The following is a 25,627-nucleotide window of genomic DNA, read 5'->3' as shown; positions in this document are numbered from 1 at the left end:
TCTGACGTCATTGACGACAGGGAGTTTTCGCATGATCCGCATTCTAGCCGCTTGTTTTTTCGCCATTTTCGCGACGCAACTTTTGGCCGACCTGCCGGATCGCCGCCCGATCGTGTCGCGCGATGTGGATTTCTTTGGCGCAGATTTGCAAAGCATCTTTGACACCACGCTCAACGCCTGTCAGGCGGCTTGCGTCAACGACAACCAGTGCCGGGCCTTTACCTTCAACCAACGCTCAAGCTCTTGTTTTCTCAAGGGAACTGTGACCGAGGTCGTGCCCTACGAAGGGGCAGTTTCGGCCCGGATCTATGACACGGACCCGGCAGTTCTGGCGGTTGAAGATGCCCGGCGCGCAGACCTGTCATTTCTGTCTGCCAACGACCTGTCAGAGGCGGATCGGCTGAGCAGTCTGATTGGGCGTCGCCATGCCGCCAACGAGGTCAGCCTCGGCCAGCTTCTGGAACGCGCCGCACGGCAGCGCGATTCCGGTAACCTGTTGCAAGCGCTACGTTTAACGGGGGCCGCGACCTCGATCAGTGACGCCTCTGATTTGTGGATCACCTATGCTGTGTTGGCGCGTACCGTTCAGACCGACGATCCCACCCGCGCCCAAGCGGCCCGCGAAAGGGCCCTGCCCGCGGCGATTTCAGGCTACATGCGTGCGCTGAACGATCCGGCCCGTGCAACCGCCCTGATGGAGATCGCGCAAATCCTTGTGCAACGCAACCGGGGCCGCGACGCGATTGCCGCGCTGCGGCTTGCACAAGCGGTTCAGGCCCGCGATGACGCGCAGGTCATGCTGGACGATCTGGTGGGCAAATTCGGGTTCCGCGTGGTCGACACGCAGGTGGAAAGCGACAGCGCAAGTCCCCGTATTTGTGCGGTTTTTAATGAGGCTTTGGTCAATGCGGGCGTGGATTACGCTCCGTTTGTGCAACTGCCCGATCCGGCCCTGGCGGTGACGGTCAAGGACCGGCAATTGTGCATCGCAGGCATGACCCACGGCGAGCGGATCAGGTTCGTGCTGCGCGCTGGTTTGCCTGCGGCCAGTGGTGAGGTTTTGACCAGCAACACAGAGCTGACACAGTACATCCGCGACCGCAGTGCAGGGGTCAAATTCACCAGCCGCGCTTATGTCCTGCCCCGCGCCGGAGAGGTCGCGATCCCGCTGGAGACCGTCAACCTGACAGAGGTTGATCTGACCCTGCGCCGCCTGTCGGATCGCAACATTCTGCGCACCATGCAAGAGGGTCTGCTGTCGAACCCGCTATATGCCTATGAGCAGGAATATCTGGATGCCGACCTTGCCAGCACGGTCTGGACGGGCGTGGCTGAGGTGGAACAGGACCTGAACCGCGATGTGCTGACCCGCGTGCCAATGGATGAGGCGCTGACGGGACAGCCTGCGGGGCTTTACGTGTTGTCGGCCACGGTGCCGGGGGCGGACCCTTATGACAACCCGCCTGCGACGCAATGGTTTGTGCTGTCTGACATCGGTATCGCGAGCTATCTTGGCAATGACGGGCTGACGGTCGTGGCGCGAGGGCTGGGTGATGCTGCGCCCATGAACGGGGCTACGGTTGAACTGATTTCCGAAGGGAATGCCGTCTTGGCAAGTGCCATGACAGATGCGGAGGGAATCGCTACGTTTGCCGCGGGGCTGACCCGCGGTTTTGGCGCGGATGCACCTGCCTTGGTCACAGTGACTAAAGGTGATGATCTGGCGTTCCTGTCGCTGCGTGATGCGGCCTTTGATCTGTCGGACAGAGGTGTTGCGGGGCGTGAGCCCAGCCCGCCGATCGATGTCTTTTTGACCCCGGACCGCGGTGCCTATCGCGCGGGTGAAACGATCCATCTGACAGCACTTATGCGCGATGCCCGCGCACAGGCCGTCGCCGGTGTGCCGCTGACCGCGGTGCTGACGCGGCCCGATGGCGTGGAATATGCGCGCGTCACATCGGCTAGTGACCTCGCGGGCGGGCATGTTTTTGCCTTGCCGGTCGCAGGCACCGCGCCGCGTGGCACATGGCGGGTTGCTGTGCATGTGGACCCGGACGCGCCATCGCTTGCCAGCCGCAATGTGCTGGTCGAGGATTTTCTGCCCGAACGCATTGATTTTGAACTGGAACTGCCAGAGCAGATCAAGCTGGGGACTGTGCCGCAGGCCACTTTGGATGCGCGCTATCTGTTTGGCCCACCTGCTGCTGATCTGGCAATTGAGGGGGAGGCGACGCTGCGTGTGGCCGCAACGCTTGAGGGGTTCGCAGGCTATGTTTTTGGCGACGCCAATGCGCCGTTTGACCCCGAAACCCGGTTTCTGGACGGTGGCACGACGGATGCACAAGGGCAGGCCAGTCTGGCCGTCACCTTGCCCGATGTGACGGCCACGCAGCCGCTGGAGCTGACCGTGCAGGCGCGGGTGAGCGAGGGGTCAGGCCGCCCGGTTGAGCGGTCGGCAACCGCCGTTGTTCTGCCTGATGCGCCGTTTATCGGGATCAAGCCACGATTTGATGGCGTGGTGCGCGAAGGGACCGAGGCATCCTTTGATCTGATCGCGCTGTCGTCCGATTTGACGCCTGCAGCGATCGACGTCGCATGGACGCTAAACCGCGTGACGACACGCTATCAGTGGTATTCGCTTTACGGCGATTGGAACTGGGAACCGGTGACGGAACGCACCCGTGTCGCCAGTGGCAGCGCGGCCTTGGGCGCTGATCCGGTGACCGTGGCGGGCGATGTGAAATGGGGCCGGTACGAGCTGATCGTGGAACGGACAGGCGCGGATTACGCGGTGGCCTCTACCGATTTTTATGCCGGTTGGTATGCGCCAGCCAGTGCCACCGATACGCCTGATGTGTTAGAGGCATCGCTGGATGCGGAAAGCTATGCCATTGGCGATACGGCCACATTCCGCATCGTGCCGCGTTATGCGGGCACGGCTGTCGTCAGTGTCATGTCCGACCATCTGATCAGCCTAAAAACCGTGGCAGTCACCGAAGGCGAAAATCTGATTACCCTGCCTGTGACTGACGAATGGGGCGCGGGCGCTTATGTAAGCGCCAGCGTGATCCGTCCGATGGATGTGGCCGCCGGGCGCAACCCGGCGCGGTCGCTGGGGTTGGGCTATGCCGCTGTAGCACCGGGCGACAAGGCGCTGGGTGTCAGTCTGGATGCGCCAGAGGTGATGCGCCCGCGTGGTGCGCTGAACGTCGGGATCACGCTGGACGGGATGCAGGCCGGGCAGACCGCCTATGTCACGCTTGCGGCGGTCGATTTGGGCATTCTGAACATCACCGGTTTCGACAGCCCCGATCCGCAGGGGCACTACTTTGGTCAGCGCAAGCTGGGTGTGGAATTGCGCGATCTTTATGGGCGGTTGATTGACGGGTTGAACGGCACACTTGGCCGGGTGCGTTCGGGCGGCGATGCGATGGCGCAGGTCGGGATGCAAAGCCCGCCACCGACAGAGGATTTGGTGGTCTTTTTTCAAGGGCCGGTGATGATTGGTGCTGATGGCAAGGCGCTGATCCCGTTGGATATTCCGGCCTTCAACGGCACCTTGCGGCTGATGGCCGTGGCTTGGACGGATACCTCTGTCGGGCAGGCGGAACATGATGTGATTGTGCGCGACCCGGTTGTCGTCACCGCCTCTGTCCCGCGCTTTCTGGCCCCCGACGATCAAAGCCGTCTTCTGCTGGAAGTCGTGCACAGCGATGGCCCGGCGGGTGAGGTCGGTCTATCGGTGCAGTCCAATGGTCTGGCGCTTGCTCAGGTGTTGCCCGCCAGCGTGACCTTGGCCGAGGGCGAACGGCGGGTGTTTGAAGTACCGTTTGCTGCTGTCGACCCCGGCACGCATCAGATCACATTGAGCGTCACCCCGCCTGACGGCGCGCGGCTGGAACAGGTCTTGACGGTTCCGGTTGTGGTGAATGACCCGGTGGTCAGTCGCATTTCACGCTTTGCGCTGGCCCCGGATGCGACGTTCTTGTTTGACGACAATGTCTTTGCCGGGCTGCGCGCAGGCACGGGGCGGGCGACATTGTCGGTTGGACCCTTGGCGCGGTTTGACGCGCCGGGTTTGTTGGCGGCGCTGGATCGCTATCCCTACGGCTGCACAGAGCAGATCACCTCTCGTGCGATGCCGCTGCTGTACTTTGCCTCTGTCGCGAAGGCGATGGGGTTGGCGCAGGCGGATCAGGTGGATCAGCGCATTGCCGAAGCGATTGCGGCTATTGGGGCCAATCAGGCGGCGAACGGCGGCTTTGGCCTGTGGCGGGCGTCGTCGGGTGATCTGTGGCTGGATGCCTATGTCACCGATTTCCTGAGCCGTGCGCGGGCGCGGGGGCAAGATGTGCCGCCGCTGATGTTCCGCAATGCGGTGGACAACCTGCGCAACGGGGTGAACTATTATCCCGACTTTGATGCAGGTGGTGCCGATCTGGCCTATGCGCTGATGGTGCTTGCCCGCGAGGGTGCGGCGGCTGTGGGCGATCTGCGCTACTTTGCCGATCAAAAGGCGGGCGACTTTGCGACCCCGATGGCGCAGGCGCAATTGGGGGCCGCTTTGGCGCTTTATGGTGATCAGACGCGGGCCGATGCGCTGTTTGCGCGCGCGGCGGCGACGCTGGCCGGGCGACCGCAAGAGGACATGCTGTGGCGCAGTGACTATGGCACCTACCGGCGCGATGCAGCTGCCGTTCTGGCGCTGGCGGTTGAGGCGGGCAGCACAGCGGTGAACCGCGATGATCTGCTGATTGGACTGGGTCAGGAACCGGGGCAAGCCTCAACCCAAGAGGCGGCCTGGACGTTGCTGGCGGCCAACGCGCTGATTGACGATTTGCGCAGTGCGGGCATTACCGTCAATGGTGCGGTACCAAAGGGACCGGTTGTGCAGGTGCTGGATGCGCAGGTCGCGGGGGCGGCATCGCTGATTGCCAATACCGGCACAGCGCCGACCGATATCACGGTCACCACCTTTGGTGTCCCGGCAGAGCCGGAACCGGCCGGTGGCAACGGTTACGCGATTGAGCGGGCCTATTACACCACCGATGGGGCTGCGGTTGATCCGGCGGAGGTCACCGTCGGTGAGCGATTGGTGACGGTGCTGACGGTCACACCATTTGGGCGGCAAGAGGCGCGGTTGATGGTCAATGACCCGCTGCCAGCGGGGTTCGAGATCGACAACCCGAACCTGTTGAAAGGCGGCGATATTCGCGCGTTGGTGTGGTTGGACCCGGTGCGCGGCGAGACTGCGGAATTCCGAACCGACCGGTTCCTGGCCGCAGTCGACTGGCGGTCGGAAAATGCGTTCCAGTTGGCCTATATCGTGCGCGCCGTGTCGCCCGGCGCGTTCCATCACCCAGCCGCCAGTGTCGAGGATATGTACCGGCCGCAAATGCGGGCGCGGACAGCCGCCGGGCGGGTGACGATCGCGCAATGACCCGGTGGGTGATCTCTGCGGCGGTGGCGCTTTGGGCGCTGGCGGCGGCACGCGACGGGGTGAACCATTGGGTGGAGGCAACCGTGTTGCCGCCGTTGGTCGCAGAAACCGGCGTAGAGGTGCGCGATGCCAAGGGCGCGCTTTTGCGGGCCTATACCGTCAGCGATGGTCGTTGGCGGCTGGGGGTGTCGCTGGATGCGGTTGATCCGGCCTATGTCGCGATGCTGATCCGGTATGAAGACAAGCGGTTCTATCAGCACAGTGGCGTTGATCCGCTGGCGCTGCTGCGTGGCGTGGCGCAGGCGTTACGCAATGGGCGGGTGGTGTCGGGCGGGTCGACCCTGACCATGCAGGTCGCGCGCCTGCTGGAAGACGGCAGCACCGGCACCTGGGCGGGCAAACTGCGACAGATCCGGCTGGCTTTGGCGCTGGAACGTCAGTTGGACAAAGACGAAATTCTGACGCTTTATCTGAACCGGGCGCCCTTTGGTGGCAATCTGGAAGGGGTCCGCGCGGCAACGCGGGCGTGGTTTGGTAAACCGCCACAGCGTCTGACCCCTGCGGAAGCCGCGCTGCTGGTGGCCCTGCCGCAAGCGCCAGAACGACGCAGGCCCGACCGGTTTGCAGGGGCTGCAAACGTGGCGCGCGACCGGGTGCTGGACCGGTTGCATGGGGCGGGGGCGCTGGATGCGTCCACGGCGCGCAGTGCGCAGCGGACCCCTGTCAGCGGCATGCGCCATGCATTTCCTGCGCTGGCCCCGCATTTGGCTGACCGTGCCCGCGCGGCTGATCCACTGGCGCATGTGCATCAGTTGACCATTGACGCCCAGTTGCAGCGCGCGCTGGAGGCGTTGGCGGCAACCGCCACCCAGGGCCGCAGCGACCGGGTGCAGGTCGCGATTGTCGTGGCTGACCATACCGATGGCCGGGTGCTGGCCAGTGTCGGCTCTGCCGCCTACCGCGCGGATGGGCGCGCGGGGTTCATTGATCTGACACAGGCGCGCAGATCACCGGGTTCCACGCTGAAACCGCTGATCTATGCGCTGGCCTTTGATCGTGGGCTTGCGCACCCCGAAACGCTGATCGCGGATACACCGGTCAATTTCGACGGCTACCGCCCGCAGAATTTTGACGGCCAGTTTCGCGGGGAGTTGCGGGTCAGAACTGCCTTGCACCTGTCGCTGAACATCCCCGTTGTGCGCCTGACAGAGGCGCTGGGGCCGTATCACGTGATGGCGGCCCTTGATCGCGCCGGTGCGGCGGCCAAGGTGCCCGGCGATGTGCCGGGGTTGGCGGTGGCGCTGGGCGGTGTCGGGATCAGCCTGCAGGACATGGTGCAGCTTTATGCGGGCCTTGCGCAGGGTGGCAGTGCTGTACCGTTGCAATGGCGCGCGGGCGATGAAGCCGTCGCGGGCCCGCGTATCACAGGCCCTGTGGCAAGCTGGCAAGTGGCCGATATTTTGCTGCAAACGCCCCGCCCGCGCGGGGTGCGTGCCCTTGGCATCGCATATAAGACCGGCACGTCCTATGGCCACCGCGACGCATGGGCGATTGGATTTGACGGGCGGCATGTGGTGGGTGTCTGGATGGGTCGCGCCGATGGTACGCCAGTGCCGGAGGCGTTTGGTGGCGATCTGGCCGCCCCGGTGATGTTTCAGGCCTTTTCGCGCCTGAAGTCAGAGGTGGACCCGATCGGCCCGCCGCCACCTGCGACCTTGCTTTTGCCCACATCGCAACTGCCCGTACCCTTGCAACGGTTTGGCGGCCCGGATGTGGCAGTCGCAGGCCCGCAGATCGCCTTTCCACCCGAAGGGGCGGTACTGCCCATCGGGCCAACAACAGTCAAAGTGCGCGACGGGCGCGGGCCTTTCACGGTGCTGGCAAATGGTGCGCCGGTTGCACAAAGCCACCGCCGTGACATCAGCCTTGACGGGTTGGGTGCCGGGTTTTCGGCCTTAACTGTGATTGACGCTGATGGCCGTTCAGACCGGGCGCAGGTCGAGGTGCGATAGCGGCCTATAGGCGTTCAATCGCCAGGGCGATACCTTGCCCGCCACCGATGCACATGGTGATCAGCGCGCGCGTCCCACCGGTGCGTTCCAGCGCATACATCGCTTTGACCGTGATGATCACGCCGGTGGCCCCGACCGGATGCCCCAGCGCAATCGCCCCGCCATCGGGGTTCACGCGGGCAGGGTCCAGCCCCAACTCTTTGCTGACGGCGAGGGCTTGCGCGGCGAAGGCTTCGTTACTTTCGATCACGTCGAAATCTCCGATGGTCAACCCGGTTCGGTCCAGCAGATTGCGCACGGCAGGCACCGGGCCGATGCCCATGACCTGAGGTCGCACACCGGCGTGGGCATAGCCAAGGATACGGAATTTGGGTGTCAGCCCCGCTTTGGCCGCGGCATCCGCTGTGGCCAGCGTGATCGCTGCTGCACCGTCGTTGATGCCAGAGGCGTTGCCTGCCGTGACGCTGCCGTCTTTTTCGAACACCGGGCGCAGGCCTGCCAAAGTCTCACCCGTGGTTGCCTTGGGGTGTTCATCGGTCACGAAATCAATGGTGTCACGCTTCACCCGAACAGGTACAGGCGTAATCTGATCGGTAAAATGCCCGGCGGCAATCGCGGCAGCCGCCCGCTCTTGCGAGCTCAGCGCAAAGGCGTCCTGATCGGCGCGGCTGATCCCGTGTTCGCGGCTGACGTTTTCGGCCGTCACCCCCATGTGGCCGGTGCCAAAGGGGCAGTTAAGCGCGCCCAGCATCATATCGCGCGTCTTGACGTCGCCCATTTTGGCGCCCCAGCGGGCGTCTGACAGGATAAAGGGCGACCGCGACATGTTTTCGGCCCCACCGGCCAAGGCAAAATCGGCGTCGCCCAGTTGTAGGGCCTGCACCATCGACACGATGGCCTGCACGCCCGAGCCACACAGGCGATTGACGTTCATTGCCGGTGTCGTCTCTGGCACGTCCGCATTCATCGCCGCCACACGGCTAAGGTACATATCGCGCGGCTCGGTGTTTATCACATGGCCAAAGGCGACATGCCCGATCTGCGCCCCGTCCAGCCCGGCGCGATCCAGCGCCGCCTTGGCAACGGCGGTGCCCAGATCAATGGGCGGGGTCGCAGCCAGACTGCCGCCAAAAGTGCCGATGGCAGTGCGCGCGCCGCTGAGGATGACGATATCGGTCATGACGGGTCCTTTCGTGTGTCGCGGCCATGTTGCCGTGCGGCCCGGCACAGCGCCAGCGAGACGTTCCGTCACGGGCTGGTGTCCGGCGCGGCTTTGCGGTCTATCTGTGCCAAACCAAGAAGGACGCACCGAATGCTGTTGAGCGCACAAGACATTCACAAGACGTTTCAAACGGCGGACGGCCCGTTTGATGTGTTGCGCGGCGTTAGCCTGTCGCTTGCCGCGGGTGAAACGCTGGCGCTGACGGGGGAAAGTGGCAGCGGCAAGAGCACGCTGTTGCATCTGATCGGCGGGCTGGATGTGCCCGACAAGGGCGAGATATTGCTGGACGGCGTCAATGTGGCTGCACTGGATGACACAGGGCGCGCGGCCTTGCGGCGCGGCAGGGTGGGTGTGGTGTTTCAGCAGTTCAACCTGATCCCAAGTCTGCGGGTGGTGGACAACATCGCTTTTCAGGCGCGGCTGGCTGGGCAGTATGATGCCGCATGGTGTGCCGATCTGGCGGACCGGATGGGGTTAAAGCCGCAGTTGCGCAAATATCCGGAACAATTGTCAGGTGGCCAACAGCAGCGCGTGGCGATTGCCCGCACGTTGGCGCCGAAGCCACGGCTGGTGCTGGCCGATGAACCCACTGGCAATCTGGACGAGCTGACGGCAGAGGCGGTGTTGGAACTGATGCTGGATCTGGTGGCCGAGACGCAGGCCGGGCTGTTGCTGGTGACCCATTCCGACAGGCTTGCCGGGCGTATGGCCCGTCGGTTGCATCTGGCGCGTGGGGTGGTTGCATGACACGTGCGGTTCTGTCGGCGCTGTCATCGCACTGGCGGCGCAACCCTTTGCAATTGTTCACACTATTGGCTGGGTTGGCGCTGGCAACGGCGCTGTGGTCAGGCGTGCAAGCGGTCAATGCAGAGGCGCGCGCGTCTTACGACGCAGCCGCTGCGACGCTGGGCGAAGGGCAATTTGACCAGCTTGTGCCGACCGGTGGCAGCACCATTCCGCAGGCGACCTATGTGGCGTTGCGCCGGGCCGGGTGGCTCGTCTCGCCCGTGGTAGAGGGGCGGATCAATGGGGTTCGCCTGATCGGATTGGACCCTTTGACCGCACCGGGTGGGCTTGGACCTGTGCCGCTGGATCAAGGGGGCGACATCGGTGCGTTTCTCTCGGGCTCGGGGCAGGTTTTTGGCACACAGGAGGCGCTGGATGCCCTTGGCGACATCGCAGCAGAGCGGGTTGTGGCCCCGGACGTGGCCCCCGGCATTGTCATGACGGATGTGGGCGTTGCTGCGCGGCTGCTGGGCCAGCCTGACGTGATTAACTGGATGATCGTTTCATCAGAGCAACCTATCGGGCGGCCTTCGCTGAACAGCGTCGCCCCGGACTTGCAGCTTGAGGCGGCGCAAAGCGGATCCGACATCGGGCGGCTGACGGACAGCTTTCATTTGAACCTGACCGCCTTTGGATTGCTGTCCTTTGCAGTTGGTATTTTCATCGTCAATGGGGCCATTGGGCTTGCGTTTGAACAGCGCCGCCCGGTTGTTCGTACACTGCGGGCGTTGGGCGTGCCCTTGCCCCGGTTGATCGGCCTTATGGCGGTGGAATTGATGGTGATGGCGCTTGTTGCTGGGGCCGTGGGTGTACTGCTGGGCTATCTGATCGCCTCGCTTTTGCTGCCGGACGTCGCGGCCACGCTGCGCGGGCTTTATGGTGCGGATGTCGCGGGAACCCTGCAGTTGCGCCCAGTGTGGTGGCTGTCGGGGCTGGCAATTGCGCTGGGCGGCACGGCGCTCGCCGCCGGTGGCGCGTTCTGGTGCTTGGCGCGGATGCCGCTTTTGGCAGGGGCCGCCCCCCGCGCGCTGGCGATGGCGGCCGGGCGCGGGGCCGTGTTGCAGGCTGTGGCCGCTGTGATCCTGCTGGTCGCAGCTTTGTTGTTGGGGATCACGGGCCAAGGGCTGCTGGCAGGTTTTGCCTTGCTGGCCTGTCTGCTGATCGGCGCTGCACTAGCCTTGCCGCTGTTGCTGGATCGGGTACTGGCGCTGTTTCAAGGCCGCACGACCGAGGTGCGCGCCGCCTGGTTCTGGGCGGATACGCGCCAGCAACTGCCGGGCTTGTCGCTGGCGTTAATGGCGCTGCTGCTGGCGATGGCCGCTAATGTGGGGGTTTCAACAATGGTCAGCAGTTTCCGGCTGACCTTTACCGGGTTTCTGGACCAGCGCCTCGCGTCAGAGCTTTATGTGTCAGCGACGGACCGGGACCAGGCTGCGGCGTTGGAACGCTTTGTCGGCCCGCGCGTCGATGCGGTGTTGCCGATCCAGTCGGTTGAGGCGCAGATCGCGGGGCTGCCAACAGAGGTGTTTGGCGTGCGCGACCATGCCACTTATCGCGAAGGCTGGGCGTTTTTGTCCGCAGGCTCTGCACCGTGGGACGAGGTCGCAGAGGGCCGCGGCATCCTGATCAACGAACAACTGGCCCGTCGCGCCGAGTTGGAGGTGGGCGATGCGGTTCCGCTGGGTGGGCAGGTGCTGATCATTGCGGCGATTTATGGTGATTATGGCAATCCCATTGGGCAGGCGATCATTGGCGATGCGTTGTTTGCGCAGCTTTATCCACAAAGCGTAGCGCTCAGGTTCGGTCTGCGCCTTGATCCTGATGACGTGCCTGCGCTGGTCACGGCGTTGGAGACCGATCTGAACATCCCGCCCGAGCAGACGATCAATCAGGCGCGGATCAAGCAGTTTTCGCTGGATGTGTTCGAACGGACGTTCACCGTCACAACAGCGTTGAACATCCTGACGCTGGCCGTCGCGGGCTTTGCCATTTTGATGAGCCTTCTGACCCTTGCTGCGATGCGCGTGCCGCAACTGGCACCGGCCTGGGCCATGGGCATGACGCGTGTGCAACTGGGCCGGTTCGAGCTGATCCGCGCCATCCTGCTGGCGGTTCTGACCGCAATTCTTGCGCTGCCGCTGGGGCTGGCATTGGCCTGGGTTCTTCTGGCCATCGTCAACGTCGCAGCCTTTGGTTGGAAGTTGCCGATGTTCCTGTTTCCGCTGGATTATCTGCGTTTGCTGGGTTTTGCGCTTGTTGCGGCGGCGTTGGCCGCCCTTTGGCCAGCGTGGCGTTTGTCGCGCACCCCGCCTGCCGATCTGCTAAAGGTGTTTTCCAATGAGCGTTAGGGTTCTTTTGTTGTGCCTTGTGCCGCTTTCGGCGCAGGCGCAGGGCTTTGCAGGTTTGGGGGCGGAAGCCGACGGTTTTGCCGTGCCACAGCCCGACCCGGAGTTCGACTTTCCCGCCGATCACGGGCCGCACCCGGATTACCGGATCGAGTGGTGGTATCTGACCGCCAATCTGGAGGCAGAGGACGGCACACCTTATGGGCTGCAATGGACATTGTTCCGGTCGGCATTGGCACCCGAGGCGGGCACAGGCTGGACCGCGCCACAGCTGTGGATGGGCCATGCGGCGGTCACCACACCCGATGCCCATTTCGTGACCGAACGTCTGGCGCGCGGTGGGATTGGGCAGGCCGGGGTGATCGCGGACCCGTTTGAGGCCTGGATCGACGATTGGCAGTTGGCGGGCAGCTTTGATGACCTGCGCATGACCGCCAGCGGCCCCGATTTCGCCTATGACATGGACCTGACGGCGACGGGTCCACTGATCTTTCACGGCGACGCGGGCTATTCGGTGAAATCGGCGGATGGTCAGGCGTCTTACTATTACTCGCAACCCTTCTACGACGTGTCTGGCACGCTGACCCTGCCGGATGGTGATATAGCTGTAACCGGGTCAGCGTGGCTGGACCGGGAATGGTCGTCGCAGCCCTTGTCAGAAAATCAGACCGGGTGGGACTGGTTTTCGCTGTCTTTCGACGATGGCGCCAAGCTGATGGGGTTCCTGCTGCGGCAAAGCGATGGCAGCGCCTATTCCTCGGCCACGTGGATCGAGGCGGGAGGCACCACAGCCTATGCCGATGGTGCCTTTGCCGCGGTGCCGCTGGACACAGCGCAAGTTGCGGGGCGCGATGTGCCGACGCAATGGCAGGTGACATTGCCCGACCGGGGGGTCGATGTCACTGTGACGGCGATCTATGACGGCGCGTGGATGGATACATCCGTGCCCTATTGGGAAGGGCCAGTGACGGTCACAGGGTCGCATCGGGGCCAAGGCTATCTGGAGATGACGGGCTATGAGTGAGTGGTTTTCAACATTGGACGGCCTGCGGGACCGGGTGTGGGAGACGCTCGCACTGGGTGTGGCGGATGCGGACCATCCGGCGCGCTATCCGACGTTTGCCACCATCTCGACCGATGGCTGGCCCGAAGCGCGGACCGTGGTGCTGCGGTCTGTTGAAAAGGGTGCTGCGATCAAGGTTTTTACGGATCTCTATTCTCACAAAATCCCCAGCCTAAAGGCCGCCCCGCGCGCGGCGCTGCATGTCTGGGACGCGGATCAGGCGCTACAGATCAGGTTGCAGGCCGAGGTCGCGATTTTGACCGGGGCCGCAACAGATGTGGATTGGGAGACAGTGCCGGATCACAGCCGTCAAAGCTATGGCACGCAGCCCGCGCCGGGGCGGCCAATAGCCGATGCGCTGGACTATTCCAAGGTGCCCGACCGGGCAACATTTGCGGTGCTGCTGTGCCGGATCAGATGGATTGATGCGGTGCATTTGGGGGCAGATCACCGGCGCGCGGGCTATTCACGAGATGATGATTGGGCGGGGCAATGGCTTTCGCCGTAGGTCGCATTCAGGCTAGAGGGTTGGGATGAGACCTGAATTTCCCCTGACCCGTGATCTGGTTCTGATTGGCGGAGGCCACACCCACGCGCTAGTGCTGCGCCGCTGGGGGATGCGGCCGCTTGCAGGCGCGCGGGTGACGGTGATCAACCCCGGCCCAACTGCGCCATATTCAGGAATGTTGCCGGGGTTCGTGGCGGGGCACTACTCGCGCGATGAGTTGGACATCGATCTGGTGCAATTGGCGCGGTTTGCCGGTGCGCGGCTGATTGATGGCGCGGTGAGTGCGATCGACCCGGTCGCGCGGCAAATTACCGTGCCGGGGCGGCCACCAATTGGGTATGACGTTGCCAGCATTGATGTCGGCATCACCTCTGCCATGCCAGACCTGCCGGGTTTTGCAGCCCACGGGGTGCCTGCCAAACCGTTGGGTGTTTTCGCAAGCCGTTGGGATGCCTTTCGGTCGGCCGAGGCAGCACCCGACATCGCCGTCATCGGTGGTGGGGTCGCCGGGGCAGAGCTTGCGCTGGCGATGAAGTTTGCGCGCCCGGATGCCACTTTGCATCTGATCGACCGGGGTCGTGTGCTGGATGCTTTGGGGCATGTGGCGCGGCAAAAGATGCTGGCAGCGCTTGACGCAGCGGGGGTGAAGGTCATTGCCGACGCGTCCGTGGCAGAGGTGACGGCGGATGCCGTGCTGCTGGAGGATGGCCGCAGCATCCCGTCGCAGTTCACAACTGGTGCGGCGGGTGCCAAGCCGCACGACTGGATCACAGGGATCGGGGTAAGGGTGAAGGACGGGTTTGTGGCCGTTGATGCCAACCTGCAATCGTCGGACCCAGCGCTGTTTGCGGTGGGCGATTGCGCCCACCTGACCGCCACCCCGCGCCCCAAAGCAGGTGTCTTTGCGGTGCGCGAAGCCCCTGTTTTATTTGATAATCTGCGGGCCGCCCTGTCGGGTGGGGCGTTGCGGCCCTACCATCCGCAGCGCGATTATCTCAAACTGATCTCTTTGGGCGAAAAGTCCGCATTGGCCGAGAAATTTGGCACCGCGCGGGCCGGGCCGCTGCTGTGGCGATGGAAGGATCACATTGACGTCAAATTTATGCGGCAGTTCACCGATCTGGCACCAATGACGCCGCCCGCACCGCCACTGACCCATGCGCTTGGACTGACAGAGGCTTTGGGCGCAAAGCCGATGTGCGGTGGTTGCGGGGCTAAAGTGGGGCGCGGCGCTTTGCTGGACGTGGTTGGCCCGGGCGATGACGCGGGGGTTATCACCACTGGTGGCGCGCAACAGGTGCTGAGCACCGATCATCTGCGCAGCTTTTGGGAGGATCCGGTGGTCATGACCCGGATCGCGGCGGTGCATGCGCTGGGCGATGTCTGGGCGATGGGGGCCATGCCACAAGCCGCCACGCTGAACCTGATCCTGCCGCGCATGTCGGATGATCTGCAACGCCGCACGCTGGCCGAGATTTCTGCCGCAGCGCAAGAGGTTGTCGCAGAGGCGGGGGGGCAGATTGTGGGTGGGCATACCTCGCTCGGGGCGGAAATGACCATTGGGCTGAGTGTGACGGGGCTGTGTGAAGACCCGCCCAAGACGCTCGGCGGGGCGCAGGTCGGCGATGTTCTTATCCTGAGCAAGCCGATTGGCAGCGGTGTGATCATGGCAGCAGAAATGCAAGGGATCGCCGCGGGACATCATGTGATCGGTGCGCTGCGCCAGATGCAGCAGGGGCAGGCCGCGGCCGTGGCACTTTTGCAGGATGCCACCGCGATGACCGATGTCACCGGCTTTGGACTGGCGGGGCATTTGAACGGGATATGTGCGGCCTCGGGCGTGGGGGTGCAGCTTGTGCTGGATGATATCCCGATGCAGGATGGTGCAGTTGAGCTGTCGGAAAGGGGCGTCAGATCAAGCCTTTATGCTGACAATCTGGCCGGGGCAGGTGTGGTCACAGGGGTCGGCGGCGCCCGGTTTGACCTGCTGTTTGATCCGCAAACGGCGGGTGGGCTGTTGGCGAGCTTGCCTGCGGCCAAATCCGGTGCCGCGCTGTCGGGGTTGCAAAACGCCGGCTATGCCGCGGCGATCATTGGTGAAGTGACCGACGGGCCTGCTGCGATTACAGTGCGTTGAGGTGTGTCAGGATCGCGTTTGCGGCCTGTTCTTGCCCTGCGTCGTCCAGCGTTTGCACAGCAATTTCACCCAGCACCGCCCGGCTGTCGATCTTGCGGCTGCGGGTATAGGCAGGGTCATAGTGGTCCTGCATCAAGGCCTGCGCCAACCCATTTAAGTTGCCTGAATTCAATAGGTTAAGCCATTGGTCCACGACCGCATGGCTGCGCAGGTGGCGCAGGGGTTCAAGCCGCTTTTTCAGATCGGCGGGGTCGTTGGTCACGTCGCGGTAGGCTTGCGTGAGGTAGGCCGCGCGGGCCGCAATCGGGGCGTGGATCACAAGGCGCGGTGCGGTGATCATCGCGGCCCAGATTTGCTGCGGCAGGTTGATCTGGCCGATCTTGGAACTTTCCGCCTCGACCACGGTGTGCCGCATCGGATCAAGGGTGGAGATGGCAGCGGCGAGCTTGCTTTCGAACCCTTTTTGAGCGGGCTGTCCGGCGGCGGTGGCGCCGAGCAACGACCCACGATGACCGGCCATGCCTTCGAGGTCCAGCACCTGCACGCCCTTGGTTGCAAGGCGTTGTAAAATATCGGTTTTTGCGGTGCCGGTATTGCCGTCCAACAGGACAATCCTGTGGGGCATCGGGGTCTGATACAGCAGTTGATGCACCAGCCGTCGATAGCTGGTGTAGCCGCCTTTGATCGTCTCTGCCCGCCAGCCGATCTGGGTCAGGATTGCGGCAACAGAACCAGAGCGTTGCCCACCGCGCCAGCAATAAACCAAAGGTCGCCAGTTTCCTTTGCGGTCCGCGAGCGGACCAGACAGATGATCCGCCACATTCCGCGCCACAAGAGCGGCACCAATTTTCCTTGCGTCAAAAGGACTTACCTGTTTGTAGATCGTCCCCACCTCGGCCCGCTGGGCATTCGAGAGGGCCGGCAAGTTGATCGCGCCGGGGATGTGATCCTCTGCGAATTCGGCAGGGCTGCGCACGTCGATGGCATCATCAAAGCCATGATCGAGAAGCGCGCGCAGGGTGGAAAATTCGGCCATGGCGGTGGCTTACCCGATTGCACCGCACTGTGACAGAGGGCCATGCACAAACGATGCACAGACCATACACATCGTATGCATATTCGGGCCTTAACTTGCGTTAACCCTGAAATTGGAGATTGCGGAATGCCCGGCGGGTTCTAGTCTGCGGGCATGGACTATCCTGACCTTGAGCTGATCACCCATTACGCCCAGCTAAAGGCGCTGCGCGATGCGCAGGCGCTGACACCCGCCGAAGAGGCCTTGCTGGACACCGCGCGGACCGGTGGCGTGACAGCGCGCCGGGACAAGGTCCCAAAAGAGCCGACGCCCGAGACGTTGATCCGCGCGCCGCTGCTGCGGTTTCTGGTGCTGGGCGGCTGCCCGGAGTGGACAACGGATGTGCGTGGCATCTCGATCCGGGGGGCGTGGATCAGGCAGGATTTGAACCTGTCGTTCGGGCAGGGCGTCGGGCGGCTGCATCTGCGGGATTGCCGGTTTGAGGGCGCGTTTCTGGCGCGGCAATTTCATGGTGCAGCGCTGGTGCTGAACCGGAGCATCTTTCCGCAGGGCGTTGACCTGCATGGCAGTGTCATTGCAGGTGATCTGTTGTTTCGCGGCGTGGTGGTCGAGGGTGGGCTGACCCTGATGAGCGCGCAGGCGGGCGGGCAGGTTGATTTTGACGGGGCCAGTCTGGTGGCGGGTGAGGGCGATGCGCTGAACGCGCAAGGGCTGGTCGTCGGCAAGGCGTTTTTCTGGCGCGATCTGGCGCAGATCAACGGCATGGTCCGGCTGACCGGGGCCAAATTCAACAGTCTGGCGGATGACGCCGAAAGCTGGGAACGCACGCCGGATCTGATGTTTGACGGGTTGCGTTTTGTGCGGCTGTCGGGGCCCACGGATATCGACATGCGGCTGGCCTGGCTGGAACGGGGGGCAGTGGTCGATGATGAGTTTCGCCCGCACCCTTATGCGCATTTTGCCGAGGTCATGCGCGAGACCGGCCACACCGCAGAGGCACGGCGGGTGATGATGGAAAAAGAGCGGCTGCAAAGGTCCTTTGCCCGCAAGAGGTGGCGGGCCGAAGGCGGTCAGTTGCACAAGGTTTTGGGCAGTTGGATTGCGGACCACACCCAGCGCTGGCTGGTCGGCTATGGCTATCGCCCGCTGCAATCTGTAGCGGCCCTGCTGATCCTGATCGCGGTCGGCACATTTCTTGCAGACCGGGCATGGCGGGCAGGGGATTTTGCGCCCAATGCGGCCCCGGTTCTGATGTCATCGGGGTGGCAAGCGGTCTCGGTCGGGCCGGATCAGGTGGCAAACCCGGCTGAGGTCTGGTCCGGGCCAGATCAGCCGGGCCGCGACTATGAGACGTTTGAGGCGTTTTATTACAGTGTTGATCTGGTGATCCCGCTCATCTCGCTTGGGCAGGAAGCGGCCTGGGCGCCGTCCACCACGCGCGGCCCCTGGGGCTGGTGGCTGTGGTGGGTGCGCTGGTGGCTGATTGCCATGGGGTGGATCGTCACGGCCATCGGGGCGGCGGCGGTGACCGGGATCATTCGAAAGGAGTGAGCGATGACGCCAGAGGTGAAAGCGGCCTTTGATGCCTTTCCCGATGCCCCGCGTGTGGTGTTGTTGCAGGTGCGCGCGATGATCCTTGCCAGCGATGTGGCAGTGGAAGAGGCGCTGCGTTGGGGGCAGCCTGCGTACCTCTCAAAGAAGGGCACGACGATCCGGTTGGGGCTGACAAAGGCGGGGCTGCCGTCAGTCTTCACCCATTGCCAATCATCGGTGATGGGCGATGTGCAGGCGGTCGCCGGAGAGGGGCTGATCTGGGATGGCAATCGCGGGGTGTCATGGCCGGTCGAGGCAGACGTGCCTGAGGCGGTGTTAAGCCTGCTGATTCACAGGGCGTTGACCTATCACGCGTGATGCGGCCAAAGAACCTCGCGTCCGTTTTCCGTCAGCAAAAAACATTCGCGGCCTTCAAAGACCGCAGGGATCAGTGGGCGGCCATAGCCCGCACCCCCATCGAGGTTGACGCGGTTGCCATGGTGTTGCGGTGCATCAAGGGCGGTATGGCCGTGGACAACAAGCTTGCCGTGGTCGCGGGTGTCATCAAGCCAGCCATCGCGAATCCAGAGCAGATCATCCTCTTTCTGCTGGTGCATGGGCAGGCCGGGCCGCAGGCCTGCGTGGACAAAAAACAGATCGTCGGTTTCATGGGCGACGGGCAGATTCTTGAGAAATTTGAGGTGCGCTTTGGGGACGGCACGGGCGGCGCGGCGCTGCACCTCGGCTGCGTCGATGGTGTCGGTGCCGATTGCGTAAGACGCGAGGGTCTCAACGCCTCCACCTGCGGGATGCAGGAAATGTGCGTCACCGGTGACCCCGTATGAGGCCAGCGTGGTGACGCCGCCCAGACGGCGGTTGATCCAGGAGATGCCGGATTTGACGTGGCGGTCGTGTTCGATGCCAGCAGTCACGTAGTCGTGGAACATCTTGTCGTGGTTGCCCTTGAGGCAGATCCAGTTGCGGCCTGCGCGGGTGCCTGCGATCAGGGTGTCGAGCACGCCGCGGCTGTCGGGTCCGCGGTCGGTGTAGTCGCCCAGAAAGACGATTTGCGCGTCAGGTCCGCCGTCGCGTTCGATCAGCGCAAGGGCCGCGTCGAGCATGGCCTTCTGGCCGTGGATGTCACCGATTGCATAGATCATGGCTGGGGTCCGTCGTGCGCCGCTCTTGTCCGCTGACGCGGCCAAAACGCCCCGCCCGCCGTCCCGTATCGCCCCTGATCGGGTGAAAGGGAAGGGGGGAGATGATGGATGCCTCCGGCGGGGATATTTTTTGGCCAGAAGAAGCGAAAGGCGGTGCCGGGATGGCACCGCCCCAAGGGGTGTCAGATGTCGAAGGTCAGGGGTTTCACCTGTTGGAAGAGGCCTGTGTTTTCCAGTGCCGCGATGGCCGGGGCAGGCACGGCTTCGTCGACGTAGAGAAGGGCGATCGCCTCGCCATTGGCTGCCGCGCGGCCAAGGGTAAAGTTGGCGATGTTGACGCCGTTCTCGCCCATGGTCTGGCCAAGGGCACCGATGATGCCGGGGACGTCTTCGTTGGTTGTATAGAGCATATGCGCACCCACTTCGGCGTCGATGTTGATGCCTTTGATCTGGATGAAGCGCGGTTTGCCGTCCGAGAAGACCGTACCTGCGACAGAGCGTTCGCGTCTTTCGGTCACCACGGTGACTTTGACGTAGCCTTCAAATGCGCCGGACTGGTCTTGCTTGGTGGTCGAGACCTTGATGCCGTTTTCCTTGGCGATGACAGGTGCGGAGACCATGTTCACGTCCGGGTTCCGGCGGCGCATGATGCCTGAGATGGTCGCAGCTGTCAGAGCTTTGAGGTTCATTTCGGAGGCTTCGCCGTCAAAGAGAATGTTGATGGCGGTGATCGGTTCATCCGTCATCTGACCGGTGAAATTGCCCAGATGCTCTGTCAGTTTGATCCATGGGCCCATGACCTTGGCTTCTTCTGCGGTGACAGAGGGCATGTTGAGCGCATTGGTCACGGCGCCGGTCAGCAGGTAGTCGGACATTTGTTCGGCGACCTGAAGGGCGACGTTTTCCTGCGCTTCGGTGGTGGCGGCCCCAAGGTGCGGGGTCACAACCACATTGGGCAGGTTGAACAGCGGGCTTTCGGTGGCGGGTTCCACGGCAAAGACGTCAAAGGCGGCCCCGGCGACATGGCCGGATTTGAGGGCCTCTGCGAGGGCCGCTTCGTCTACCAGGCCGCCACGGGCGCAGTTGACGATGCGCACGCCTTTTTTCAGCTTGGCGATGTTTTCGACCGAGAGGATATTTTTGGTTTGTTCGGTCAGGGGGACGTGCATCGTGATGAAGTCGGAGCGGCCGAGTAGTTCGTCCAGTTCGACCTTTTCCACGCCGATCTGCAAAGCACGTTCTTCGGAAAGGAAGGGGTCATAGGCCACGACCTTCATCTTGAGGCCCTGGGCGCGGTCGATGACGATGGAACCGATGTTGCCTGCGCCGATCACACCGAGGGTCTTGGAGGTCAGTTCCACGCCCATGAAGCGGGATTTTTCCCATTTGCCGGCATGGGTTGAGGCGTTGGCCTCGGGGATTTGGCGGGCCACGGCCATCATCATGGAAATCGCGTGTTCGGCGGTGGTGATGGAGTTGCCGAAAGGGGTGTTCATCACGATGATCCCCTTCTTGGACGCGGCAGGGATATCGACATTGTCGACACCGATGCCCGCGCGGCCAATGACCTTGAGATTGCTGGCCGCGGCGATGATCTTTTCGGTGGCCTTGGTGGCCGAGCGGATGGCAAGGCCATCGTAGTCGCCAATCACGGACAGAAGCCTGTCCTTGTCTTTGCCGAGGTCGGGTTCGAAGGTCACGTCGATGCCGCGATCCTTGAAGATTTGCACGGCCGCGGGGGAGAGTTTGTCAGAGATAAGTACTTTGGGCATTGGTATGTCCTTGTGCGGGGAAAAATCTTCGTTGAAGATTTTTGGGTCCCGAATTTTCGTCGAAAATGCGTATCAGAGGGTGGCGATTTCGGTCTCGAAGGCCCAGGCGAGCCAGGGCAGCATCGCCTCGATGTCCGAAGTTTCGACCGTGGCACCGCACCAGATGCGCAGGCCCGCAGGTGCGTCGCGATAGGCCCCGATATCGAGCGCGATGTCTTCCGCCTCCAACCGTTTGGCCACGGCTTTCGCAAAGGCCGCGCCGTCGGTGATACGGGCGTCGGTAAACTTCAGACAAACAGATGTGTTTGAGCGGGTCGCGGGATCTGCGGCGAGATTTGCGATCCAGTCGTTTGCGGCACAGAAGTTCCAGATCGCCTGCGCATTGGCATTGGCCCGCATGCGCAGCGCATCCAGGCCGCCAATGGACTTGGCCCATTTCAGCGCAAATAGGTAGTCTTCGACCGCCAGCATGGAAGGTGTGTTGATCGTTGCACCCTGGAAGATGCCCTCGATCAGTTTGCCGCCTTTGGTCATGCGGAAGATTTTGGGCAGCGGCCAGGCGGGGGTGTAATTTTCCAGACGTTCCACCGCGCGGGGGCTGAGGATCAGCATGCCGTGGGCCGCTTCGCCGCCCATGACTTTCTGCCAGCTGAACGTGGTCACATCGAGCTTGTCCCAGGGCAGGTTCTGCGCAAAGGCGGCTGAGGTCGCATCACAAAGGGTCAGACCCGCGCGGTCGGCGGGGATCACATCGCCGGAGGGAACGCGGACACCTGACGTGGTGCCGTTCCACGTAAAGCAGACGTCGTTGTCATAGTTCAGGGCCGCCATATCGACGATCTCGCCGTAGTCCGCCGTATGGCTTGTGGCGTCAATTTTCAGCTGTTTGGTCACGTCAGAGACCCAGCCTGCGCCAAAGCTCTCCCAAGCGACCATCTGTACCGGGCGTTCACCCAAGAGCGACCACATCGCCATTTCAAACGCGCCGGTGTCCGAGGCGGGGACAATGCCGATGCGATAATCGGCGGGAATGCCAAGCACTTCGCGCGTCAGGTCAATCGCTTCGGCCAGCTTGGCCTTGCCCACAGCGGCGCGGTGCGACCGGCCTAAGGCTGCGTCTGACAAAGCGTCAAGTGTCCATGTGGGGGGTTTGGCGCAGGGGCCAGAGGAAAAACGCGGGTTTGCCGGCCGCGCTGCCGGTTTTGATAGTGCCATTGCTGGTATCCTTACAGATATGCGCCCTTCGTTGGGGAAGGGTGTCCCACGGGTGGGGTTACGGGGCAGGCGGGGGTTTCGCAACAGCAGAAATGGCGCTAAGTCGCCGCTTGAGCCGCTTTTTGCGACATGACTGACGCCGATAGGAAACCTGATGTATGTAGCCACATTGATCGCCAAGCCTGGAAATTTGGACCGGGCGTTGGTGGACAGCCTGCGCAACGCATGGGGCGGGGGTGATGTGGATTGGCTGTCGGTGGACGAGGCCGCGGCGTTCACTTTGCCAAAGGTGCCGGGCAATCAGTGGGACGTCTGGGAGGACCTGCAGCGGCAGGGCGTTGATTTGGTCGTGCAACCAGAGGCGGGACGCCGCAAGAAAATGCTGCTGGCCGATATGGACAGCACGATGATCCAGCAGGAATGCATTGATGAACTGGCGGCAGAGGCGGGCGTGGGCGCGCATGTGGCGGGCATCACAGCGCGCGCGATGAATGGCGAGCTGGATTTTGAGGCCGCAATTGATGAGCGGGTCGGATTGCTGACAGGGTTGGAGGAGGGCGTCATCCAGCAGGTGTTGGAGGCCCGAATTGATCTGATGCCGGGGGGGCCGGTGTTGCTGGCCACGATGAAAGCCAATGGCGCTTATGCGGCGCTGGTGTCAGGCGGGTTTACCGCCTTTACGGCGGCAGTAGCCGCCAAGCTGGGGTTTAACGAGAACCGCGCCAATACGCTGTTGGTCGCAGACGGCAAGCTGACCGGCAAGGTACAGCGGCCAATTCTGGGACAGCAGGCCAAGGTTGAGGCGCTGGAGGAGATCACCGCGCGACTGGGTATTGCGGAAAACGATGTGCTGGCCGTGGGCGACGGGGCCAATGATCTGGGCATGTTGCGCCGGGCGGGCATGGGCGTAGCGCTACACGCGAAACCGAGCGTGCAGGCCCAGTGCGACATACGGGTGAACCACGGCGATCTGACCGCACTTTTGTTCGTGCAGGGTTATGCGCGGACAGAATTTGTGGGCGGTTAGGATCAGTCGAACAGGATTACGTTGCGCTTGGCACTGCCGGTTTTGGTGTCGGCGATGGCCTCGTTGATCTGATCAAGTGACCATGTGTTCGAGATCAGCTCGTCCAGTTTCAATCGCCCTTGTTCATACATGTCGACCATCCAAGGGATGTCACGCTGGATCACCACGTCGCCCATTTTTGAGCCGACCATGGATTGGCCGACGGCGGCGAAATTGGCGGCTTCATAGCTGGAAAATGCGCCAGAGGGTGGCATCCCGACCATGATGACCTTGCCGCCATAGGCCAGATAGCGCGGGGCGGCATCGTAGACTACGGGAACGCCCACGGTCACCAGCACGGCATCAGCGCCCCGGCCCATTGCGGCCTTGGCGGCACGCCAGGGGGCGTCATCGGTGCCCAGCACAGTGTCCGTCGCGCCAAAGTCGCGGGCGATCTGCAGTTTTTCCTCTGACATGTCGACGGCCACGATCCGGCGGGCCCCGGCGATGCGCGCGCCTTGGATCGCATTCAGACCCACGCCGCCCGCGCCGATGACAACTACGTCCTGACCGGCGCGCAGTTTGGCTGCGTTGACCACGGCACCGACGCCGGTGATTACACCGCAGGCCAGAAGGCTGGCCGCCTCCATGCTGATGCTGTCCGACAGTTTGACGATCTGGCTTTGGTCCACCACGACCTTTTCGGCAAAGGCCCCGGCGTTCATCGCTTGCACCACCGGCGTGCCATCTGCGTCTGACAGCACGGGGGCGGCGGTGTTGGGGGTTTCGCAGATCGTGGGCGTTCCGGCGCCACAGGAAGGGCAGGACCCACAGGCGCGGATTAGGGTCACGACAACAGGATCGCCAAGGGCAAGGCCGCGCACACCGTCGCCCACGGCGGTGACATGGCCTGCCGCCTCGTGCCCGTAGACCGCAGGCAGATCGCCGCCCCAAGCCCCATCCGCATAAGAGATGTCGGAATGACAAATGGCACAGGCCTTCAGCGTCACCTCTACCTCGCCCATCACAGGTGCGCGCAGGCTGAGCGTTTCAATGGTCAGCGGTTGGCCGTGGGTGCGGCAGACGGCGGCTTTGATCTGGGGCATCGGTGCTCCTTTGGTCGGTGTCCTATTTGGTGGTATTTGCCACTGTTGCCTTGTCTCCTAGCGACTTTTCAAGTCGCTGCCGCGCAGAGGCGAAAATAACGATGCAGATGACCGTCAGAGCAGCCGACAACAGGAACGGTGCGCCGGGCGCGTAAATTGGTGCGGTGTCGGCGGTGAAGTACCAGAAGGTCGAGGTCACGATCAGGGGTGCCACGATAGTGGCGACCGCGTTGATCGAGGCGATCAGGCCCTGCAGCTCGCCCTGTTGGTCGTCGCTGGCGGCGCGGGACATGATGCCTTGCAGGGCGGGGCCTGCGATGGATCCCAGCGCGGTCAGTGGGGTCAGCGCGAGTGCGATCCAGCCGTTGGTGACAAAGCCCAGTGCGACAAACGCCAGCACGTCGATGGAGAGGCCCAGCACCACGGCGTTGCGTTCGCCGATCCGCGACAGGATCGGGCGCATCAACAACCCTTGGACCACGGCGATGCCGATGCCGAAGATGCCCAGCGACAGGCCAATCATGCCGGGGCTCCAGTCGAAGCGCTCTGCCCCGTAGTAGGCCCAGACGCCGGGATAGACAAAAAAGGCGACCGCATAGATGAACAGGATCGCCATTAGGCGGGTCAGGCCGGGCAGGGCCGAGAGGTGCTGGAACGCGCCAAGCGGGTTGGCGCGGCGGATGGAAAACGGGCGGCGGATTTTGTCAGTGACCGTTTCGGGCAGGATGAAGTAGCCAAAGACGAAGTTGGCAGCCGCAAGGATCGCCGCGGCCCAGAATGGCGCACGGGTGCCAAATTCGGCCAGCACACCGCCCAGAAGCGGCCCCAGCACAAAGCCCACGCCAAAGGCCGCACCGATCAGTCCGAAATTGGCGGCTTTCTCTTCGGGTTTAGAGATATCGGCCATATAGGCGGCCGCGGTCGATTGCGTGGCTGCAGTGATCCCGCCCAAGATACGCCCGATAATCAGCAGCGTCATGGTGCCCGCCACGGCCATCAGCACATAGTCGAAGGCCATAACGGCCAGACTGATAAGCAGCACGGGCCTGCGACCGAAGCGGTCAGAGAGACTTCCGATGGTGGGACCAAAGAGAAACTGCATGACCGCAAAGATCGTAGTCAAGATGCCGCCCCAGATCGCCGCGTTGGCAAGGTCGAAGTCGCCGACTTCCTGAATGAGGTCAGGCATGACCGGCATGATCAGCCCGATCCCCATACTGTCGAGCACGACAGAGATCAGGATAAAGATGATTGGTAAGCGGTTCTTGTCCATGGTCTGGATCCTT

At 63.0% G+C, this 25,627-nt stretch carries 17 protein-coding genes; 10 read left to right on the top strand and 7 right to left on the bottom strand.

From position 1 onward, the window contains the following. The first annotated feature begins 31 nt into the window (after positions 1 to 31). On the top strand, positions 32 to 5,440 hold the full coding sequence (locus AB3Y40_RS18715) for an alpha-2-macroglobulin family protein (protein WP_369440412.1): 5,409 nt from the start codon (positions 32 to 34) through the stop codon (positions 5,438 to 5,440). Beyond that, positions 5,437 to 7,452: a penicillin-binding protein 1C gene (gene pbpC / locus AB3Y40_RS18710; protein ID WP_369440411.1), complete on the top strand. Its 2,016-nt coding sequence runs from the start codon at positions 5,437 to 5,439 to the stop codon at positions 7,450 to 7,452. The genes AB3Y40_RS18715 and pbpC overlap by 4 nt, the downstream gene beginning before the upstream one ends. A gap of 4 nt (positions 7,453 to 7,456) precedes the next feature. Here pbpC and bktB read toward each other — a convergent pair whose 3' ends face one another. Next, positions 7,457 to 8,632: a beta-ketothiolase BktB gene (gene bktB, locus AB3Y40_RS18705; protein WP_369440410.1), complete on the bottom strand. Its 1,176-nt coding sequence runs from the start codon at positions 8,630 to 8,632 to the stop codon at positions 7,457 to 7,459. A 132-nt stretch (positions 8,633 to 8,764) separates the two neighbouring features. Here bktB and AB3Y40_RS18700 point away from each other — a divergent pair, with 132 nt between their 5' ends. Genes AB3Y40_RS18700 through selD form a run of 5 tightly spaced genes read left to right on the top strand, consistent with a single transcriptional unit; the run spans position 8,765 to position 15,513 of the window. Beyond that, positions 8,765 to 9,421 carry an ABC transporter ATP-binding protein gene (locus tag AB3Y40_RS18700; protein ID WP_369440409.1) on the top strand — a complete coding sequence of 219 codons (657 nt, stop codon included), beginning with the start codon at positions 8,765 to 8,767 and terminating at the stop codon, positions 9,419 to 9,421. Then, positions 9,418 to 11,808, top strand: coding sequence for an FtsX-like permease family protein (locus tag AB3Y40_RS18695; RefSeq protein WP_369440408.1), 2,391 nt, complete (start codon positions 9,418 to 9,420; stop codon positions 11,806 to 11,808). The genes AB3Y40_RS18700 and AB3Y40_RS18695 overlap by 4 nt, the downstream gene beginning before the upstream one ends. Then, on the top strand, positions 11,798 to 12,829 hold the full coding sequence (locus tag AB3Y40_RS18690; RefSeq protein ID WP_369440407.1) for a lipocalin-like domain-containing protein: 1,032 nt from the start codon (positions 11,798 to 11,800) through the stop codon (positions 12,827 to 12,829). The genes AB3Y40_RS18695 and AB3Y40_RS18690 overlap by 11 nt, the downstream gene beginning before the upstream one ends. Next, entirely contained in the window at positions 12,822 to 13,376 is a 555-nt protein-coding gene (locus tag AB3Y40_RS18685; RefSeq protein WP_369440406.1) for a pyridoxamine 5'-phosphate oxidase family protein, read from the top strand. The genes AB3Y40_RS18690 and AB3Y40_RS18685 overlap by 8 nt, the downstream gene beginning before the upstream one ends. Before the next feature lie 25 nt (positions 13,377 to 13,401). After that, positions 13,402 to 15,513 carry a selenide, water dikinase SelD gene (selD, locus tag AB3Y40_RS18680; RefSeq protein ID WP_369440405.1) on the top strand — a complete coding sequence of 704 codons (2,112 nt, stop codon included), beginning with the start codon at positions 13,402 to 13,404 and terminating at the stop codon, positions 15,511 to 15,513. On the opposite strand, the gene mnmH is transcribed toward selD, so the two are convergent. Then, positions 15,500 to 16,549, bottom strand: coding sequence for a tRNA 2-selenouridine(34) synthase MnmH (mnmH, locus tag AB3Y40_RS18675; protein ID WP_369440404.1), 1,050 nt, complete (start codon positions 16,547 to 16,549; stop codon positions 15,500 to 15,502). The genes selD and mnmH overlap by 14 nt on opposite strands. Before the next feature lie 153 nt (positions 16,550 to 16,702). Here mnmH and AB3Y40_RS18670 point away from each other — a divergent pair, with 153 nt between their 5' ends. Beyond that, a complete protein-coding gene (locus AB3Y40_RS18670; protein WP_369440403.1) occupies positions 16,703 to 18,100 on the top strand; it encodes a hypothetical protein in 1,398 nt (465 codons plus the stop codon). A 3-nt stretch (positions 18,101 to 18,103) separates the two neighbouring features. After that, a complete protein-coding gene (locus AB3Y40_RS18665; protein WP_369440402.1) occupies positions 18,104 to 18,460 on the top strand; it encodes a DUF1801 domain-containing protein in 357 nt (118 codons plus the stop codon). On the opposite strand, the gene AB3Y40_RS18660 is transcribed toward AB3Y40_RS18665, so the two are convergent. The 3 genes from AB3Y40_RS18660 to AB3Y40_RS18650 form a co-directional block, all read right to left on the bottom strand. Then, positions 18,451 to 19,242, bottom strand: a complete 792-nt coding sequence (locus tag AB3Y40_RS18660; protein WP_369440401.1) for a metallophosphoesterase family protein — start codon at positions 19,240 to 19,242, stop codon at positions 18,451 to 18,453. The genes AB3Y40_RS18665 and AB3Y40_RS18660 overlap by 10 nt on opposite strands. 182 nt (positions 19,243 to 19,424) lie before the next feature. Further along, entirely contained in the window at positions 19,425 to 21,014 is a 1,590-nt protein-coding gene (serA, locus tag AB3Y40_RS18655; RefSeq protein ID WP_369440400.1) for a phosphoglycerate dehydrogenase, read from the bottom strand. 72 nt (positions 21,015 to 21,086) lie between these two features. Then, positions 21,087 to 22,229, bottom strand: coding sequence for a phosphoserine transaminase (locus tag AB3Y40_RS18650; protein ID WP_369440399.1), 1,143 nt, complete (start codon positions 22,227 to 22,229; stop codon positions 21,087 to 21,089). Positions 22,230 to 22,383: 154 nt separating this feature from the next. Here AB3Y40_RS18650 and serB point away from each other — a divergent pair, with 154 nt between their 5' ends. Beyond that, entirely contained in the window at positions 22,384 to 23,256 is an 873-nt protein-coding gene (serB, locus tag AB3Y40_RS18645) for a phosphoserine phosphatase SerB (RefSeq protein ID WP_369440398.1), read from the top strand. 2 nt (positions 23,257 to 23,258) lie between these two features. Here serB and AB3Y40_RS18640 read toward each other — a convergent pair whose 3' ends face one another. Both AB3Y40_RS18640 and AB3Y40_RS18635 read right to left on the bottom strand, forming a co-directional pair. Next, complete coding sequence (locus tag AB3Y40_RS18640) at positions 23,259 to 24,341, bottom strand: zinc-binding dehydrogenase (RefSeq protein ID WP_369440397.1); 1,083 nt, start codon at positions 24,339 to 24,341, stop codon at positions 23,259 to 23,261. Positions 24,342 to 24,363: 22 nt separating this feature from the next. Then, a complete protein-coding gene (locus AB3Y40_RS18635; RefSeq protein WP_369440396.1) occupies positions 24,364 to 25,614 on the bottom strand; it encodes a TCR/Tet family MFS transporter in 1,251 nt (416 codons plus the stop codon). Between the last annotated feature and the right edge of the window lie 13 nt (positions 25,615 to 25,627).

Source organism: Yoonia sp. R2331 (assembly GCF_041103235.1).
Lineage (GTDB): Bacteria > Pseudomonadota > Alphaproteobacteria > Rhodobacterales > Rhodobacteraceae > CANMYO01.
Note: the sequence above shows the minus strand (reverse complement) of the source record. Positions and strands in the feature narration are given on the sequence as shown.

Excerpts from the sequence above, each read along its gene's own strand:
- AB3Y40_RS18715 (WP_369440412.1), top strand. The coding sequence starts at position 32 with ATGATCCGCATTCTAGCCGCTTGTTTTTTCGCCATTTTCGCGACGCAA.
- pbpC (WP_369440411.1), top strand. The coding sequence starts at position 5,437 with ATGACCCGGTGGGTGATCTCTGCGGCGGTGGCGCTTTGGGCGCTGGCG.
- bktB (WP_369440410.1), bottom strand. The coding sequence starts at position 8,632 with ATGACCGATATCGTCATCCTCAGCGGCGCGCGCACTGCCATCGGCACT.
- AB3Y40_RS18700 (WP_369440409.1), top strand. The coding sequence starts at position 8,765 with ATGCTGTTGAGCGCACAAGACATTCACAAGACGTTTCAAACGGCGGAC.
- AB3Y40_RS18695 (WP_369440408.1), top strand. The coding sequence starts at position 9,418 with ATGACACGTGCGGTTCTGTCGGCGCTGTCATCGCACTGGCGGCGCAAC.
- AB3Y40_RS18690 (WP_369440407.1), top strand. The coding sequence starts at position 11,798 with ATGAGCGTTAGGGTTCTTTTGTTGTGCCTTGTGCCGCTTTCGGCGCAG.
- AB3Y40_RS18685 (WP_369440406.1), top strand. The coding sequence starts at position 12,822 with ATGAGTGAGTGGTTTTCAACATTGGACGGCCTGCGGGACCGGGTGTGG.
- selD (WP_369440405.1), top strand. The coding sequence starts at position 13,402 with ATGAGACCTGAATTTCCCCTGACCCGTGATCTGGTTCTGATTGGCGGA.
- mnmH (WP_369440404.1), bottom strand. The coding sequence starts at position 16,549 with ATGGCCGAATTTTCCACCCTGCGCGCGCTTCTCGATCATGGCTTTGAT.
- AB3Y40_RS18670 (WP_369440403.1), top strand. The coding sequence starts at position 16,703 with ATGGACTATCCTGACCTTGAGCTGATCACCCATTACGCCCAGCTAAAG.
- AB3Y40_RS18665 (WP_369440402.1), top strand. The coding sequence starts at position 18,104 with ATGACGCCAGAGGTGAAAGCGGCCTTTGATGCCTTTCCCGATGCCCCG.
- AB3Y40_RS18660 (WP_369440401.1), bottom strand. The coding sequence starts at position 19,242 with ATGATCTATGCAATCGGTGACATCCACGGCCAGAAGGCCATGCTCGAC.
- serA (WP_369440400.1), bottom strand. The coding sequence starts at position 21,014 with ATGCCCAAAGTACTTATCTCTGACAAACTCTCCCCCGCGGCCGTGCAA.
- AB3Y40_RS18650 (WP_369440399.1), bottom strand. The coding sequence starts at position 22,229 with ATGGCACTATCAAAACCGGCAGCGCGGCCGGCAAACCCGCGTTTTTCC.
- serB (WP_369440398.1), top strand. The coding sequence starts at position 22,384 with ATGTATGTAGCCACATTGATCGCCAAGCCTGGAAATTTGGACCGGGCG.
- AB3Y40_RS18640 (WP_369440397.1), bottom strand. The coding sequence starts at position 24,341 with ATGCCCCAGATCAAAGCCGCCGTCTGCCGCACCCACGGCCAACCGCTG.
- AB3Y40_RS18635 (WP_369440396.1), bottom strand. The coding sequence starts at position 25,614 with ATGGACAAGAACCGCTTACCAATCATCTTTATCCTGATCTCTGTCGTG.